General features: G+C 74.7%; 16 protein-coding genes. All 16 read right to left on the bottom strand.

Annotated features, from left to right (window positions below; all coding sequences use genetic code 11):
• Window positions 1-72: 72 nt before the first annotated feature.
• Entirely contained in the window at window positions 73-978 is a 906-nt protein-coding gene (locus TK50_RS23970; protein WP_043967326.1) for a hypothetical protein, read from the bottom strand.
• A 4-nt stretch (window positions 979-982) separates the two neighbouring features.
• Window positions 983-1,927: an RluA family pseudouridine synthase gene (locus TK50_RS23965; protein WP_043967324.1), complete on the bottom strand. Its 945-nt coding sequence runs from the start codon at window positions 1,925-1,927 to the stop codon at window positions 983-985.
• Window positions 1,924-2,532 carry a signal peptidase II gene (lspA, locus tag TK50_RS23960; RefSeq protein ID WP_043967322.1) on the bottom strand — a complete coding sequence of 203 codons (609 nt, stop codon included), beginning with the start codon at window positions 2,530-2,532 and terminating at the stop codon, window positions 1,924-1,926. Before lspA ends, TK50_RS23965 begins: the two co-directional genes overlap by 4 nt.
• A 62-nt stretch (window positions 2,533-2,594) precedes the next feature.
• Window positions 2,595-3,014, bottom strand: a complete 420-nt coding sequence (locus tag TK50_RS23955; protein WP_043969309.1) for a TraR/DksA family transcriptional regulator — start codon at window positions 3,012-3,014, stop codon at window positions 2,595-2,597.
• Window positions 3,015-3,237: 223 nt separating this feature from the next.
• The gene (locus TK50_RS23950) at window positions 3,238-4,743 is read right to left on the bottom strand and encodes a potassium/proton antiporter (protein ID WP_043967320.1); all 1,506 of its coding nucleotides are present in this window, start codon (window positions 4,741-4,743) and stop codon (window positions 3,238-3,240) included.
• 22 nt (window positions 4,744-4,765) lie between these two features.
• Entirely contained in the window at window positions 4,766-5,065 is a 300-nt protein-coding gene (locus tag TK50_RS23945; RefSeq protein ID WP_043967318.1) for a DUF167 domain-containing protein, read from the bottom strand.
• A gap of 6 nt (window positions 5,066-5,071) precedes the next feature.
• Entirely contained in the window at window positions 5,072-5,689 is a 618-nt protein-coding gene (locus TK50_RS23940) for a hypothetical protein (protein WP_043967316.1), read from the bottom strand.
• Window positions 5,690-5,762: 73 nt separating this feature from the next.
• Window positions 5,763-6,566 (bottom strand): DivIVA domain-containing protein, encoded by an 804-nt coding sequence (locus TK50_RS23935; protein ID WP_043967314.1) that lies wholly within the window; start codon window positions 6,564-6,566, stop codon window positions 5,763-5,765.
• A gap of 55 nt (window positions 6,567-6,621) precedes the next feature.
• Window positions 6,622-6,921 carry a YggT family protein gene (locus TK50_RS23930; RefSeq protein ID WP_043967312.1) on the bottom strand — a complete coding sequence of 100 codons (300 nt, stop codon included), beginning with the start codon at window positions 6,919-6,921 and terminating at the stop codon, window positions 6,622-6,624.
• A gap of 29 nt (window positions 6,922-6,950) precedes the next feature.
• Entirely contained in the window at window positions 6,951-7,673 is a 723-nt protein-coding gene (locus TK50_RS23925; protein ID WP_043967310.1) for a cell division protein SepF, read from the bottom strand.
• Between the two features lie 190 nt (window positions 7,674-7,863).
• Entirely contained in the window at window positions 7,864-8,625 is a 762-nt protein-coding gene (locus tag TK50_RS23920) for a YggS family pyridoxal phosphate-dependent enzyme (protein WP_043967308.1), read from the bottom strand.
• 9 nt (window positions 8,626-8,634) lie between these two features.
• Window positions 8,635-9,747 (bottom strand): cell division protein FtsZ, encoded by a 1,113-nt coding sequence (gene ftsZ, locus TK50_RS23915; RefSeq protein ID WP_043967306.1) that lies wholly within the window; start codon window positions 9,745-9,747, stop codon window positions 8,635-8,637.
• Between the two features lie 297 nt (window positions 9,748-10,044).
• Entirely contained in the window at window positions 10,045-10,863 is an 819-nt protein-coding gene (locus TK50_RS23910) for a cell division protein FtsQ/DivIB (protein WP_043967304.1), read from the bottom strand.
• A complete protein-coding gene (murC, locus tag TK50_RS23905; protein ID WP_043967302.1) occupies window positions 10,860-12,326 on the bottom strand; it encodes a UDP-N-acetylmuramate--L-alanine ligase in 1,467 nt (488 codons plus the stop codon). Before murC ends, TK50_RS23910 begins: the two co-directional genes overlap by 4 nt.
• Before the next feature lie 34 nt (window positions 12,327-12,360).
• On the bottom strand, window positions 12,361-13,467 hold the full coding sequence (gene murG, locus TK50_RS23900; protein WP_043967301.1) for an undecaprenyldiphospho-muramoylpentapeptide beta-N-acetylglucosaminyltransferase: 1,107 nt from the start codon (window positions 13,465-13,467) through the stop codon (window positions 12,361-12,363).
• Entirely contained in the window at window positions 13,467-14,873 is a 1,407-nt protein-coding gene (locus TK50_RS23895; protein ID WP_229405286.1) for an FtsW/RodA/SpoVE family cell cycle protein, read from the bottom strand. The genes murG and TK50_RS23895 overlap by 1 nt, the downstream gene beginning before the upstream one ends.
• Window positions 14,874-14,990 lie beyond the last annotated feature (117 nt).

The following is a 14,990-nucleotide window of genomic DNA, read 5'->3' as shown; positions in this document are numbered from 1 at the left end:
CTCCGCCTGACAGGCTACGAACGAAACCCTATTCGGACCACACCGGTCCGCGCACATCCTGATTCGGCTTTGTCACTTCTCCACCACCGTTCGGCTGCCCACGGACGCGTCCGGGGAGGTCGCGACGCCGGACGGGGTCGCGGCGGGGACGACCCGGTCGACTTTCGGTGAGGAACCCGTCGCCGTCGGTGCCGCTTCCGACGTTTCGCCCACCAGCGGCGTCGGGCCGGCGTCGGCCGGCGGGCGGGCCACGTCGCGCTGCTCGGGCAGCGGCGGGGTCACCACCGTCCGGTCCAGCAGGCGCAGCTCCGGGGCCGGGTCGACGGCGCGGACCCCGGGCCGGGCCGCCAGGGCGCGCAGCGCGTCCGGCGCGGCCCGCACGACGGCGGCGTAGGCACAGGCGCACCCCGCCCGGTACGCCGCCGCCTCGCCCGCCGCGACCAGCGCCCCGGTCTCGTACGCCCGGCGCAGCTCGGCGTCGTCGGCGGCGGCGGCCCGGGCCCGCTGGTCGGCGGCCTCGCGGTCCTTGCGCCCCGCCACGCCGGCCATCCCCGCCACCACGTCCTGCGGGAGCCGCTGGGCCGACAGCCGGACGATCTCGGTCTGCCGGCCGGGCAGCGGCGCCCGCGCCACCGCCTCGGCCACCGCGACCCCGGCGAGCGCGTCGGCCAGCCGGTCCGGCGCGAGGTAGTCCGCGAACGACACCAGCGCGTACGTGCCCGCCGGCGACCCACCCGCCGGCAGGGCCGTGAGCTCGGCGGCGGCGGCGCGCAGGTAGTCGGGGATCGACCCGCCGGGCAGCACCCCGACCCGGGTCACCTCGCCCACCGTGCGGTCGCCCACCGGCCGGTCGTGGCGGCCGACCCAGCCGGCCGCGACCAGCACCGCCGCCACCGACAGCAGCGCGGCGACGGTGAGCGCACGGGGCCGGCGTCGGGTCGCGCGGCTGCCCGGCCGTCCGGGGTCTGGGCTGGTCACCGGGTCAGTCGCGGAGGACCCGCAGCGCCCGGTCCAGGTCGTCGGGATAGTCGCTCACGAAGGTCACCTCGTCGCCCGTGCGGGGATGCTGGAAGCTCAGCGACCGGGCGTGCAGCCACTGCCGGGCCAGCCCGAGCCGGGCCGACAGGGTCGGGTCCGCGCCGTAGGTGAGGTCACCGACGCAGGGGTGGCGCAGCGAGGAGAAGTGCACCCGGATCTGGTGGGTGCGCCCCGTCTCCAGCCGGACGTCGAGCAGGCTCGCCGACGGGAACGCCTCCAGCGTGTCGTAGTGGGTGATGCTCGGCTTGCCGCCGGAGACCACCGCCCACCGGTAGTCGTGGTGCGGGTGCCGGTCGATCGGGGCGTCGATGGTGCCGCGCGACGGGTCCGGGTGCCCCTGCACCACGGCGTGGTAACGCTTCTCCACCTCGCGGTACTTGAAGGCCCGCTTCAGCGCCGTGTACGCCTGCTCGCTCTTGGCCACCACCATGATCCCGGTGGTGCCCACGTCGAGCCGGTGCACCACGCCCTGCCGCTCGGCCGCGCCGCTGGTGGAGATGCGGTGCCCGATCCCGGCCAGCCCGCCGATCACGGTCGGCCCGGTCCAGCCGGGGCTGGGGTGGGCGGCGACGCCGACCGGCTTGTCCACGACCACGATGTCGTCGTCGGCATACACGACGGTGAGGCCGGGCACCGCCTGCGGCACGACGGTCGGCGGGGCGACCGGGGCGGGCAGCGTCACCTCCAGCCAGGAGCCGGCCTTGACCTTGTGCGAGTTCGGCCGCACGACGCCGTCGACCAGCGCGTCCCCGCCGTCGACCAGGTTCGCGGCGGCGGTGCGGGAGAGCCCGAACAGCCGGGACACGGCCTGGTCGAGCCGCATGCCGTCCAGGCCGTCGGGGACCGGCAGGGAACGGTGGTCGCCGCCGGTGGCGAACGCCGCCGTCACGCCCGCTCCCCCTGCTCGACCGGGACCTCGGCGGCCGGCTTGTCCCGGCCGAGCCGGGAGCCGTCGCGCTGGCGGCCCGTCAGCTCCAGGAACACGGCGAGCACCACGCCGCAGACCAGCGCGCTGTCGGCCAGGTTGAACACCGGCCACACCTGCCCGTACGGGTCGAAGAGGCTGATCATGTCGACCACGTGCCCGACGAAGTGGCCGGGCGCGCGGAAGATCCGGTCGGCCAGGTTGCCCAGCGCCCCGCCCAGCACCAGGCCGAGCGAGACCGCCCACGGCACCGAACGCAGCCGCAGCGCCATCCAGCCGATCCAGCCGATCACCGCGATGGTGATCAGCGGGAAGACCCAGGTGTGGTCGCTGCCGATGCTCCACGCCGCCCCGCTGTTGCGGGTGAGGCTGAGGTAGACCGCGCCCCCGAGCAGCTTCACCGGCTCCCGGTCGCTGAGCGCCTGCAACGCGAGGTGCTTGGTGAGCAGATCGGCCAGGAAGGCGAACAGGCCGACGCCGGCGAGGAGCACGATCGCCCGGCGTCGGGCCCTGCCCCCGCCCGGCTCGGCGGTGCCGGTCTCGGTTCCGGCGGGCGGTGTAGCCGTCATCTGCTCCCCATCGACGCTCCCGGCGGTGATCGCTCACCGCCCTGACCGGCCGGGGAGCGAGGTCAGCGCCGCTCCTCCAGCTGCTTGCACTTCACGCAGAGGGTCGCCGACGGGAAGGCGGCGAGCCGCTCCACCGGGATCGGGTCGCCGCACTTCTCGCACCAGCCGTAGCCGCCCTCGTCGAGCCGCTCCAGGGCCCGCTCGACCTGCGTGATCCGTTCCCGGATGCTGTTGGCGAGTGAGATCTCCTGCTCCCGCTCGAACGTCTTGGTGCCGGTGTCGGCCTGGTCGTCCCCGGCCGAGTCGGTCAGCCGATCGCGCTGCAGCTCGGTGATCTCGCTCAGCGTCTGATCGTACTCGGCGCTCAGCTCGTCGCGGCGGGCCGCCAGCGCCGCCCGGATCTTCTCGGTCTCCGCGGCGCTGCGGGTGGTCCTGGCCACCGGCTTACGCCCGGCGGTCCTGGTGTCGGCTGGCTTCACCATCGTCACTCCCTCGCGCCACGGGACCGCGGCATGCCACGGCCTCTGGACAGGGGTCACCGGCCTGGCGCCCCCAGGTAACAAAACGGGCGCGCGGCGAGGACCGCCGCGCACTCCGGAGGTTGGCAAGAATACGGAACGTACAGGCGTCCGACAACGTGCCGCACCGCCGCACCGCTAATCCGCCTCGAAAAGCCCTCAAATGGGCAAAAGGAACGCTAGCAGATCAGTCGTCGCGGTCGTCGCCGTACTCGCCAAACCACCGCGCCAGGCGGCCCCGGCGGCTCACCGCCCGCAGCCGCCGCTCGGCCGCGTCCCGCACCCCGGCGGTGGCCACGATCAGCAGGCTGTCGCCCGCCTTCAGCCGGGTGTCCGGGCCGGGCACGAAGCCCACCCCGTCGCGCAGCACCAGCGTCACCGACGCGCCCACCGGCAGCCGAAGCTCGTCCACGTGCACCCCGCCCAGCCGCGAGCCCGGCGGCACCTCCAACTGGAGCAGGTCGGCCCGCATCCGCTCCAGCGGCGCGGTCTCCACCCGGATCTCCGCCGGCTCGGCGGGCGCGGTGACCCGCAGCCGACGCGCGGCCGGGGCGAGCGTGCCCGCCTGGAGCACCGTGAAGATCACCACCAGCACGAAGACCGCGTCGAAGAGCTGCTCCGCCCCCGGCACCCGCTGCGACAGCGGGATGGTCGCCAGCACGATCGGCACCGCCCCGCGCAGCCCCGCCCAGGACAGGAACGCCTGCTCGCGGGGGCCGACGCGGAACGGGGTGGCCGACACCGCCACCGACAGCGGCCGGGCCAGCAGCAGCAGCGCCAGCCCGGCGACCACCGCCGGCAGCACCGCCGCCTCCAGCCGGCCCGGCGAGACCAGCAGCCCGAGCAGCACGAACAGGCCGATCTGCGCCAGCCAGGCCAGCCCGTCGGCGAAGCCGAGGATCGCCTGCCGGTGCGGCAGCCGGGCGTTGCCCAGCAGCACCCCCGCCACATACACGGCGAGGAAGCCCGACGCGTGCAGCACCGCACCGGCGGCGTACGCGAGCACGGTGAAGCCGACCACCGCGATCGGGTACAGCCCCGCCGAGGGCAGCGCCGCCCGGCGCAGCGCCGCCCGGCCGGCCAGCCCCGCGCCCACCCCGACGGCCGCGCCCACGCCCAGCTCGTAGCCGAGCAGCAGCACCTCGTACCACCAGAGGTGGCCGGCCTCGGTGGCCGAGCGGGACAGCAGCACCACCAGCAGCACCACCGGGGCGTCGTTCATCCCCGACTCGGCCTCCAGGGTGGCGACCAGCCGGGGTGGCAGGCGCAGCCGGCGCAGCGTCGCGAAGACGGCGGCGGCGTCGGTGGACGAGAGCACCGCGCCGTAGAGCATCGCCAGCCGCCAGTCCAGCCCGAGCAGCAGGTGCACCGCCAGGCCGACCACCAGGATGCTCACCACCACGCCGACGGTGGACAGCGCCGAGGCGAGGCCAAGCACCGGGCGCAGGGTGCTCCACCGGGCGGTCAGCCCGCCCTCGGCGATGATCACGATCAGGGCGCAGAAACCGAGGGTGCGGGTCAGGTCGACGTCGTCGAAGCGGATGCCCAGCCCGGACTCGCCGATGGCCACCCCGAGGGCCAGGTAGACCAGGAGGCTGGGCACGCCGAGGCGGGTGGAGAAGCGGACCGCGCCGACCGCCACCAGCAACACCCCGGCGCCGAGCAGCAGTGCGAGATCGAACCCGGGCGTCATGCCGGCCCGGTGCGGCCAGCCGTCACCGGCCGGCCCCGTCGCGCAGTCGGCGCAGCGTCTCCGTCAGCTCCGGCGTCGGGCGCTCGACCGCGAAGAGCTTGTCCCGGCTCGCCGCCCCGGACCGCAGCGCGACGGCCGCCGGCCGGACGCCGAGCGCGTCGGCGAGGGCCCGGCGGGCCGCCTCGGTCGCCCGGCCGTCGACCGGCGGGGCGTTCACGGCGATCACCAGTGCCGGCCCGAGCGGGCCGTCGTGCCGGCCGCCGACGCGGGCACGGGCGGCACCCGGCTTGACCCGCACGGCGACGGTGAGCGTGTCGTCCATCGGGCGTCAGAGCGGCCGGGCGTCGGCGAGGAGGGCATCGTCCGGGGCGCAGCGGGCGCACGGGGTGAACCCCAGCCGCACCGCCTCGGCCACCGGCAGCGGCTCGGCCTCCCGGCCGTAGAGGTGGAGGCAGTCGGACAGGTGGTAGCGGGGCCGGCCGTCCACCACCTGGACCTCCGCGTCGAGCTCGGCGACCAGCGCCGCGTCGGCCGGGGACACCCGGAGCGCGGGCGGCTCGTCGAGGGGCGTGGCGGTCTCGCCCGCCGCGTCGGCGGGCAGGTCCGCCCCGGCGGCCGGCGACCCGGGCGGTTGCCGCCACCCGGGGTCGTCGGCGCCGATCGTGGACGAAACGCGTTGGGCCGGAATGTCCGGCCCGGCCGGGGGCCCGGCCGCGTCCCGTGGGACGCGGCCCGCCGGAGGCCAATGCTCCCCGGACGGGTCGGGGTCGACCCGTGAGGCTGCCGCCCGGGTGGCGGCCGCCTGGCGGGCACCCACCACCAACGCGACGGCGGCCAGCAGGCTGGCCGCGATGGACGCGGCCAGCAGCACGCTGGAGCCACCGGTGAGGCCGACCACCAGGAGCACGACCGCGACGAGGATGAGCAACAGGCTTGCGACTATCACGGCTCACCCCCGCCGCGTCGGATGCAGGTGGCACGGTCGGCGGCCGTCCCCACGACGGCCGCCGCACCGAAGATCAGCGGCCGGACTCCAGCGCGCCGGAGCGCCCGCCGCCGTACGAGCCGGCGAGGCCGGCGGCCGCGAGGCCGTTGCTGCCCCCGACGGCCCGGCCGCCCTCGGCCCGGGTCATCTCGGCCTCCAGGCCCTGACCACGGCCGTCGAGGTCGCGCAGCTGGCTCTCCAGGTAGGCCTTGAGCCGGGTGCGGTACTCCCGCTCGAACTGCTTGAGCTCCTCGATGTGCTTCTGCAGCGCGGTGCGCTTGGCGTCGAGGCCGCCCATGGCCTCCTGGTGCCGCTGGCGGGCGTCGCGCTCCAGGGCGTCGGCCTTGGCGCGCGCCTCGCGGGTGACCTCCTCGGCCTTGGACCGGGCCTCGGACAGCAGCTGGTCGGCCTCGCGGCGGGCGTCGGAGACGTGGTCGTCGGCGGTGCGCTGGGCCATCATCAGCACCCGCAGCGCCTGCTGCTCGCCGTCGCCGGCCACGGCCGGGCCACCCTGGGCGCGGACCTGCTCCAGCTCGGCCTGCATCGCCCGGGCGGCCTGCTCGGCGGCCACCTTGTCGCGCTGCACCCGGTCGAGCTGGGCCTTGACGTCGTTGAGCTCCGCGGCGAGCCGGGCGTCGCCGCCCGGACCGGCGGGGGCACCGCCGCGACCGCCGCGCTCCACCTGGGCGCGCAGCTCGTTGTTCTCCTCGATCAGACGGGCAAGCTCGCGCTCGACCTCGTCCAGGAAGGCGTCGACCTCCTCCTCGTCGTACCCCCGCTTGCCGATCGGCGGCTTTTTGAAGGCGACGTTGTGGACGTCGGCCGGGGTCAGCGGCATCGAAACTCCTCGGGTCAGTTGCGGCCGCGTAGCGGGCTGGACCTGCGGGTCTTCATCACCCGAGGATCAGCCGCTTCAACACGAACTCCATCAGCACGAACAGGATAACCAGGAGCACAAGGGAGGCCAGGTCGATGCTCACGGTACCAATTCGCAGCGGAGGGATCACACGCCTCAACGCCTTGAGAGGCGGATCAGTGACGCTCCACACGGATTCCAGCCCCACCGTCGCTCCCCGGCCGGGCTGCCAGCGGCGCCCGTAGGCGAGGACCGCGCTGAGGACAAACCGGGCCAGAAGAATGATCAGGAAGACATACAGAATCAGGTACAGCACTTGCAGCAGGATCGACAACACAGCAGGCGACGTCCCTCGGTCGGGCGGGGCTAACTCAGGCTGAAGAACCCACCCTCAGCGATCTTGGCCTTGTCCTCCGCGGTGACCTGGACGTTGGCCGGTGAGAGCAGGAACACCCGGTTGGTCACGCGCTCGATCGTACCGCGCAGCCCGAAGGCCAGCCCGGCGGCGAAGTCGACCAACCGGCGGGCATCGGCCTCGTCCATCTCGGTGAGGTTGATGATCACCGGGACGCCGTCGCGGAAGTGCTCCCCGATCGTGCGGGCCTCGCGGTAGGTGGTGGGGTGCAGCGTGGTGATCTGGTAACGCTGCTCCTCCTCCACCGGGGCCACCCGCTCCCTCGGCTGGGCCTGCGGGGCCAGGGCGAGGTTGTCGCGCGTGTGGTAGGTGAGCGCGCCGGAGCCCTCCCCGCCCGAGCTGCGGGTGATCGACCGGACGCTGGACCGGTCGGGTCGCTCGACCCGCTCGGCGCGCTCCGGCCGGTCGGAGTCCGCCCGGTCCCGGTCGGAGTCCAGCGGACGGGTGGCGGAGCGCTCGGTCAGCCGACCCCGCTCGCCGGCCCGGGGCCGCGGCGCCGGCGGCTCGTCGGCATCGTCATCGTCGTCGTCGGCGAACTCCTCGGCGTACCGGCCCTGCCGGTAGCGCGACGACTCCCGGTAGCCACCCTTTTCGTAGCCACCGTCGTCGTACGCCCGCTCGTCGTCCTCCTCGACCAGACCGAGCCAGACCCCCGCCTTGCGCAGTGCACCCATCCCGCGCCCTTCCGTCCGCCGTGCGGCACGCGCCCCCGTGCCGTGTCGCTTCTCGCGAGTGGACAACCTGCCCACCGGACCGGAACAGCAATCCCCGGCCCACGATTCGCGGTCGTGGGCCGCGCCCCCTGACGACGGGACGCCGCTCCTGAAACAACACTGATGTAATTTGCTTCTCTCGCGGGTCAGGCTACCGCAGCGTGGAACGCATTCCGAGCAACGCGCTGCCGACGCGGACATGTGTCGCGCCGTGTCGGATCGCCGCCTCCAGGTCCCCGCTCATCCCGGCGGAGAGCGCGACCGCCTCCGGATGGGCCGCGCGGAACGCCTGCGCCACCTCCGCGAGCCGGGCGAACGCCCGCTGCGGCTCCCAGCCCAGCGGCGCCACCGCCATCAGCCCGGCCAGCCGCAGCCCCGCCGCGCCGGCCACCGCCTCGGCCACCGGGCCGAGGCCGACGTCCGCGTCGGCCGAGCCCGGCAGCGCCCCGCCCCGGGCCGGGTCGGCGTCGATGCTGACCTGCACCAGCACGTCGACGGGCCGGTCCCGGCTCGCCAGGGCCGCGGCGTCGAGCGCCCGGGCCAGCCGGACGCTGTCGACCGACTGGACGACGTCGGCGTAGCGGACCACCGACCGGCACTTGTTGCGCTGCAGCTGCCCGATGAAGTGCCAGCGGGGCGTCGCCCCGGCGGCGGCCACCTCGGCGGCCTTGCCGGCGGCCTCCTGGTCCCGGTTCTCCCCCATGTCGACCACGCCGAGCCCGGCCAGGGCCAGCACGTCGGAGGCCGGATAGGTCTTGGTCACCGCGACCATGGTGACCTCGGCGCGGTCCCGCCCCGCCGCCGCGCAGGCGTCGGCGATCCGGGACCGGACCCGGGCCAGCCCGGCCGCCAGCTCGGCCCGGCGGTCGGGGTGCCCCGGGTCCGGGCGCACCGTCGGGTTCACGTCGGTCATCTCCGGCCGTCAGGACCCGTTCTTGAGGAAGTCCGGCACGTCCACGTCGTCGAAGAGCACCCGCCGCGGCGACTGGGACGGCGCCGGCATCGTGGCCGGGGGCGGCGTCGGCGTGGTCGGCTGGGCCGGCTGGTTCTGGTTGCTCTTGCGGCTCGGCTCGGGCTTGTACGCCGGCGTCCCGCCGTCGAACCCGGCGGCGATCACGGTGACCCGCACCTCGTCGCCGAGGGCGTCGTCGATGACCGCGCCGAAGATGATGTTGGCGTCCGGGTGGGCCGCGTCGGTGACCAGCTGCGCCGCGTCGTTGATCTCGAACAGGCCGAGGTCGGAGCCGCCGGCGATGGAGAGCAGCACGCCGCGCGCGCCGTCCATGCTCTGCTCCAGCAGCGGGCTGGAGATGGCCGCCTCCGCCGCCTCGACCGCGCGGTTCTCGCCCCGGGCGCTGCCGATGCCCATGAGCGCACTGCCCGCGCCGCTCATCACGCTCTTGACGTCGGCGAAGTCCAGGTTGATCAGACCCGGGGTGGTGATCAGGTCGGTGATGCCCTGGACACCGGAGAGGAGCACCTGGTCGGCCGTGCGGAACGCGTCCATCATGCTGATGTTGCGGTCACCGAGCGCCAGCAGCCGGTCGTTGGGGATGACGATCAGCGTGTCGCACTGGTTGCGCAGCTCGTCTATCCCCGCCTCGGCCTGCACCTGGCGGCGCTTGCCCTCGAACGAGAACGGCCGGGTGACCACGCCGATGGTCAGCGCGCCGAGCTTGCGGGCGATGTTGGCCACCACGGGCGCACCGCCGGTGCCGGTGCCGCCGCCCTCGCCGCACGTCACGAAGACCATGTCGGCGCCCTTGAGCACCTCCTCGATCTCGTCGCGGTGGTCCTCCGCGGCGTTCTTGCCGACGTCGGGGTTGGCGCCCGCGCCGAGCCCTCGGGTCAGCTCGCGCCCCACGTCCAGCTTGACGTCGGCGTCGCTCATCAGCAGCGCCTGCGCGTCGGTGTTGATCGCGATGAACTCGACGCCCTTGAGCCCAACCTCGATCATCCGGTTGACGGCGTTGACGCCGCCGCCCCCGATGCCGACGACCTTGATGACCGCCAGGTAGTTGTGCGGAGGTGTCATCTCCGGTCCTTTCCCTTCGAGATTGGCATGGGCCGACCCCACACGGCTTGGCCAGACCAGCGCCGACACGGCCGGGCCCCCAACGAGGCGAGAGGTGAACCCTCACCCTCTACTAGAGGCTTACTGTTATGTCAACTACTGATCCTCTTCGGGGCAACGTAAGCGGCCCCACGCCCGGAGCCAAGGACCCGCCCGGCGTGTCGCCGCCGGAGAGGGCCACGCCTCATCTTCCGGCCCGCGCCACCGGCCTACCCGCGCCACCGGGCGGCCACCACGGGCGGGCCGCTGACCGGCCGGTCACTTGAAGGTGACGACGTCCGGCGCGCTCACGTCGATCGTGTCGGCCTTCCGACCGAGCAGGGCCGTGGCGACCCGGGCCTTGTCCGCCCCCCGGGTGGCGTCGCCCCAGACGACGGTCCGGTCGCCGCGCAGCCGCAGGCTGATCCGGGCCAGCCCTTCGACGCCGACCTCCACCAGCTGCCCGCGCAGCTCCGGGGTCAGCGCGCCCAGCACCTCCAGCCCGGCCAGGGTGCCCGGATCCGTCGGCCCCGGCCGGCCGACCCGCACCACCGGCAGGCCCTCCGGCTGCCGGGGCAGCGACCGGAAGACCACCCCGGACCCGTCGACCACGGCGAACCGCTCGCCCTGCGGCACCACCGCCGCCGGGGTGCGCTCCACCACCCGCACCACCAGCGCGTCCGGCCAGTCCCGGGTGACCGTCGCCCGCTCCACGGGGGCGAGGGTGCCGATCCGCCGGGCGACGGCGGCCAGGTCGACCCGCGCCAGCGGCTGGTCGTCCGGCACGGCGGCGGCCTCGCGGACCTCCACGGCGGTGACCAGCTCGGCGCCCTCCACCCGCACCTCACGCACGCCGAGCAGCCCGGTGCCGAGCACCGTCCAGGCCACCAGCGCGGCCACGGCCAGCACCCCGGCGGTCACCGCCCAGGGCAGCGCCGCGCGCATCCGGCGCTGCCGGGCCCGGGCCATGAACCGCCGGGTCGACGGCGGCACCGCGTCCGAGCCGGCCCGCACCAGCTGCCAGCGCCGCACCGGCCCCCGCCGCCCGCCGCCCGGGTCCGCGCCGGCCGTGCGGCCGCGCGCCGGACCGGGGCTCATCCGGCGGTGGCCGCCGAGCCGCCCGCACCGCCGGCGGCGTCACCGGCGCGGGCCGACAGGGCCGCCAGCAGCTCGTCGCCCATCAGCGAGATCGGCGGGGCGCCCATCGTCACCACCACGTCGCCCGGGCGCGCCCGGCGGGCCACCTCGACCGGCGCGTCCTCCCAGGAGCCGACGAAGACCTTCCGGTCGGCCGGCAGCGGCACCGCCTCCACCAGCGCCGCCGAGCCCTCCCCCGGCTGGCGCAGCTCGCCGGGGCCGAAGACCTCCAGCAGGACCAGCTCGTCGGCGAGGCCGAGGGCGGCGGCGATCTCCGCCTGCAGGTCGCGGGTGCGGTAGAGCCGGTAGGGCTGGAACACCACGATCAGCCGCCCCTCGCCGGCCACCTCGCGCAGCGTCCGCATCGCCAGCGTCATCGAGGTCGGGTGGTAGGCGTACTCGTCGTAGACCAGCACGCCGTCGGCGACGCCCTTGCGCTCGAAGCGCCGCCGCACCCCGGGGAACGCCGCGAGCGCGGCCTCCGCCGCCTCGACGGGCAACCCCAGCAGGTACGCGGTGAGCACCGCCGACGCGCTGTTGAGCCCCATGTGCCGCCCGGGCACCGGCAGCCGGAACTCGCCCAGCGACCGCCCGTCGATCTCGGCGAGGTAGCGCACCCCCTGCGCGGAGGAGACGACCTCGCTCAGCCGCAGGTCGGCGTCGGCCGCCTCGCCGTACGTGTGCACCCGACGGCCCTCGGCCCGCAGCGTCTGCGCCAGCCGCCGCCCGCCCGGGTCGTCGGCGCAGGTGACGATGAACCCGTCGGGGTCGGTGAGCCGGGCGAACTCGGCGAACGCCGCCTCCAGGGTGGCCAGGTCCCCGTACGTGTTGAGGTGGTCGGCCTCGATGTTGGTGATCACCGAGACGTACGGGCGGTAGATGAGGAACGAGCGGTCGCTCTCGTCCGCCTCGACCACGAAGTGCTCGCCCGTGCCGTGGTGCGCCCCGGAGCCGACCTCGGAGATCTCCCCACCGATCACGAAGGACGGATCGGCGCCGGCCTGCTGGAGCACCATCGTCACCATCGAGGTGGTGGTGGTCTTGCCGTGGGTGCCGGCGATCGCCACCGTGCGCCGGCCGGTCATCGCCGCCGCGAGCGCCTCGGAGCGGTGCAGCACCCGCAGCCCGCGCCGCCGCGCCTCCACCATCTCCACGTGGTCCTGCGGGATCGCCGAGGAGTAGACGACCGTGTCGACGCCGTCGAGGTTGGACGGCTCGTGGGTCATGTGGATGGTCCCGCCCAGCGCCCGCATCCCGGCCAGCGACGGCCACTCCCGCAGCTCGCTGCCGGAGACCGGCAGGCCCCGGGTGAGGAAGAGCCGGGCCAGCCCGCTCATGCCGACGCCGCCGACGCCGATGAGGTGGATCCGGCCCAGGTCCTCGGCGGTCAGCGTGCCGGCCGGGGTGAACTGCGCGGTGTTCATGACGGGAACCTTCCGGTCGCGACGGCCGCGCCCCTCATCGGGCCACCGCCTCGTAGACGAAGTTCAGCAGCGCCTCGTCGCCGTCGCGCCGCCCGTACGCCGCCGCGGCGGCGCCCATCGCGGCGAGCCGGTGCGGGTCGCGGATCAGCGGGATGATCGTGCGTTCCACCCAGGCCGGGGTCAGCTCGGCGTCGTCGACGAGCAGCCCGCCGCCGGCCTCCACCACGGGCAGCGCGTTGCGCTTCTGCTCCTGGTTGCTGTGCGGGTACGGCACGTAGACGGTGGGCAGCCCGATCGCGGCGACCTCGGCGCAGGTCATCGCCCCGCCCCGGCCGAGCATCAGGTCGGCGGCGGCGTAGCCGATCTCCATCTGGGACAGGTACGGCAGCGTCACGTACGGCACCGGCAGGTCACTGGGGATCGGCACCGGCTCGTTGCGGGCGCCCATCACGTGCAGCACCTGCACGCCGTGCCGGGCCAGCTCCTTGGCCGCGCCCGCCACGGCGAGGTTGATCGACCGGGCGCCCTGCGAGCCGCCGGCGACGAAGAGGACCGGCAGGTCCGGCCGGAGTCCGAAGTGGGCGCGGGCGGCGGCGGCGTTGGCGGCCCGGTCCAGCCCGGCGATGCCCCGGCGCAGCGGCACCCCGACCACCCGGGCGTCGCGCAGCGCCTCGGCCTGCGCCGGCTGGTGCGGGAAGCCCACCGCGACGTTGCTCGTGAACTTCATGCCGAGCCGGTTGGCCACCCCCGGCGGCACGTTCACCTCGTGGATGACGATCGGCAGCTCGCGCCGCCACGCGGCCAGGTAGCCGGGCACGGAGACGTACCCGCCGAAGCCGACGACCACGTCGGCCCGGACCTCGTCGATCACCTTGCCCGCCGCGCGGGCCGCCTTCCACATCCGGTCGGGGGTGCGGACGAGGCTCATGTTCACCGACCGGGGCAGCTGGTAGGCCGGGATCTGCCGCAGGTCGTAGCCGGCCGGCGGGATCAGCTCGTTCTCCAGGCCCTTGGGTGTGCCGAGGCAGGTGATCCGGACGCCCGGGTCGTGTCGGCGCAGGCAGTCGGCGAAGGCGAGCAGCGGGTAGATGTGGCCACCCGTGCCTCCTCCGCAGAGCACCACCGAACGCAGCGGACCCATCAGCGTCTCCTCTCGCTCGCCGTCCCGCCCCGGGCCCGGTCCGGCCGGGCGCCACGGGATGCGGCCTGGTCGTCCTCGCGCCGCGCCCGCGACCGGGGTACGGACCCACGGTCCGCCGGTGGCGGCGCCGGACGACGACGCCGGCCGGGAAGCGGCGGCAACGGGGCCCAGAGTAGTCGGACCCATCGGGCGGGCGGACGGGCATGCAGGGCTCGGGCCGCGTCGGGTTCGCAGCGGGCGAACGAGGCGAGCATCCCGATCGCCGCCATGGTCACCACCAGGGCGCTTCCGCCGTCGGAGATGAACGGCAGCGGCACGCCGGTCAGCGGCATCAGGCCGGTCACCCCGCCGATGTTGATGATCGCCTGCCCGACCAGCCAGGTGGTGGCCCCGGCGGCGGCGAGCCGACGGAACGGATCCTCCACCCGCCGGGCGATGCGCAGCCCGGTGTAGCCGAGCACCGCGAACAGGGTGATCAGCACGACGCAGCCGACCACGCCCAGCTCCTCGGCGAGGACGGCGAAGATGAAGTCGTTGTGCGCCTCGGGCAGCCAGCCGAACTTGAAGCTGCTCTTGCCCAGCCCGACGCCGAACCAGCCGCCGTGCTCGATGGCGTTGCGGGCCTGGGCGACCTGGTAGCACTGCTCGGCGAAGCACTCCTGGGGTGGCGGCGGGTTGACGAAGGTGGTGAGCCGGGCCAGCCGGTAGTTCTCCTGCCCCTTCGCCCCCGAACCCGCGCCCAGCGAGGCGGCGGCGACGAGCAGCCCGATGCCGACCAGCCCGATCACCGACAGCACGGCGAAGACCTTGGTGCGCACGCCGGCCGCCCAGAGCAGGCCGACGACGAGGGCCAGCAGGCAGAGCATCGTGCCGACGTCGTTGTAGCCGACCAGCACGAACAGCAGCGCGACCACGGGGAACAGCGGGGTGGCCAGCTCCTTCCACCAGCCGAGCCGGGCGCCCTTGCGGGCCAGCACGTCGGCCCCCCACAGCACCAGCGCGAACTTCGCCAGCTCGGAGGGCTGGAGCTGGACGCCGCCGACGAACAGCCACAGCAGGTTGGCCTCCAGCGGCCCCACCCGCTTCACCCCGAAGAACGAGTCGAGCGCGAGCAGCAGGTTGAGCACCAGCAGCAGCACCACCGCGATGCCGAGCGCCGTGCCGGCCACCGACCGGTAGGTGCTCGCCGGCAGCCGCTGGCACACCCAGAACGCCACCACCCCGATCACCGCGAAGATCGCCTGTTGGGTGGCGTCGGCGAAGGCGTTGCCCTCCTCGGCGTAGTTCTTCACGCTGGTGGCCGAGAAGACCATGGTCAGGCCGATGACCAGCAGCAGCCCGGCGCTGGAGATCAGCAGATAGTAGGAGGCCAGGGGGCGGGCCAGCAGGCCGCGCAGCGCGGCCAGCCCGCCGGCGGCGTCCAGGCCGAACCCCGGCGCGGCGGCCGGCGGGTCGACCCCCCGGCCGCCCCCCGGGCCGCGTCGGCCGGACGTGTCGGTCGTTGTCGCGCTGGTGCCTCGGTC

Source organism: Micromonospora haikouensis (genome assembly GCF_000876225.1).
In the GTDB taxonomy this organism is placed as follows: Bacteria; Actinomycetota; Actinomycetes; order Mycobacteriales; family Micromonosporaceae; genus Micromonospora; species Micromonospora haikouensis.
The sequence above is the reverse complement of the archived record's forward strand: the minus strand, read 5'-3'. Positions and strand labels throughout refer to the sequence as shown.

What these genes read in the sequence shown, in the direction of transcription:
- TK50_RS23910 (WP_043967304.1), bottom strand. Translation starts at nt 10,863, where the DNA reads ATGAGCCCCGGTCCGGCGCGCGGCCGCACGGCCGGCGCGGACCCGGGC.
- TK50_RS23950 (WP_043967320.1), bottom strand. Translation starts at nt 4,743, where the DNA reads ATGACGCCCGGGTTCGATCTCGCACTGCTGCTCGGCGCCGGGGTGTTG.
- TK50_RS23945 (WP_043967318.1), bottom strand. Translation starts at nt 5,065, where the DNA reads ATGGACGACACGCTCACCGTCGCCGTGCGGGTCAAGCCGGGTGCCGCC.
- ftsZ (WP_043967306.1), bottom strand. Translation starts at nt 9,747, where the DNA reads ATGACACCTCCGCACAACTACCTGGCGGTCATCAAGGTCGTCGGCATC.
- TK50_RS23935 (WP_043967314.1), bottom strand. Translation starts at nt 6,566, where the DNA reads ATGCCGCTGACCCCGGCCGACGTCCACAACGTCGCCTTCAAAAAGCCG.
- murG (WP_043967301.1), bottom strand. Translation starts at nt 13,467, where the DNA reads ATGGGTCCGCTGCGTTCGGTGGTGCTCTGCGGAGGAGGCACGGGTGGC.
- TK50_RS23955 (WP_043969309.1), bottom strand. Translation starts at nt 3,014, where the DNA reads ATGGTGAAGCCAGCCGACACCAGGACCGCCGGGCGTAAGCCGGTGGCC.
- lspA (WP_043967322.1), bottom strand. Translation starts at nt 2,532, where the DNA reads ATGACGGCTACACCGCCCGCCGGAACCGAGACCGGCACCGCCGAGCCG.
- murC (WP_043967302.1), bottom strand. Translation starts at nt 12,326, where the DNA reads ATGAACACCGCGCAGTTCACCCCGGCCGGCACGCTGACCGCCGAGGAC.
- TK50_RS23920 (WP_043967308.1), bottom strand. Translation starts at nt 8,625, where the DNA reads ATGACCGACGTGAACCCGACGGTGCGCCCGGACCCGGGGCACCCCGAC.
- TK50_RS23925 (WP_043967310.1), bottom strand. Translation starts at nt 7,673, where the DNA reads ATGGGTGCACTGCGCAAGGCGGGGGTCTGGCTCGGTCTGGTCGAGGAG.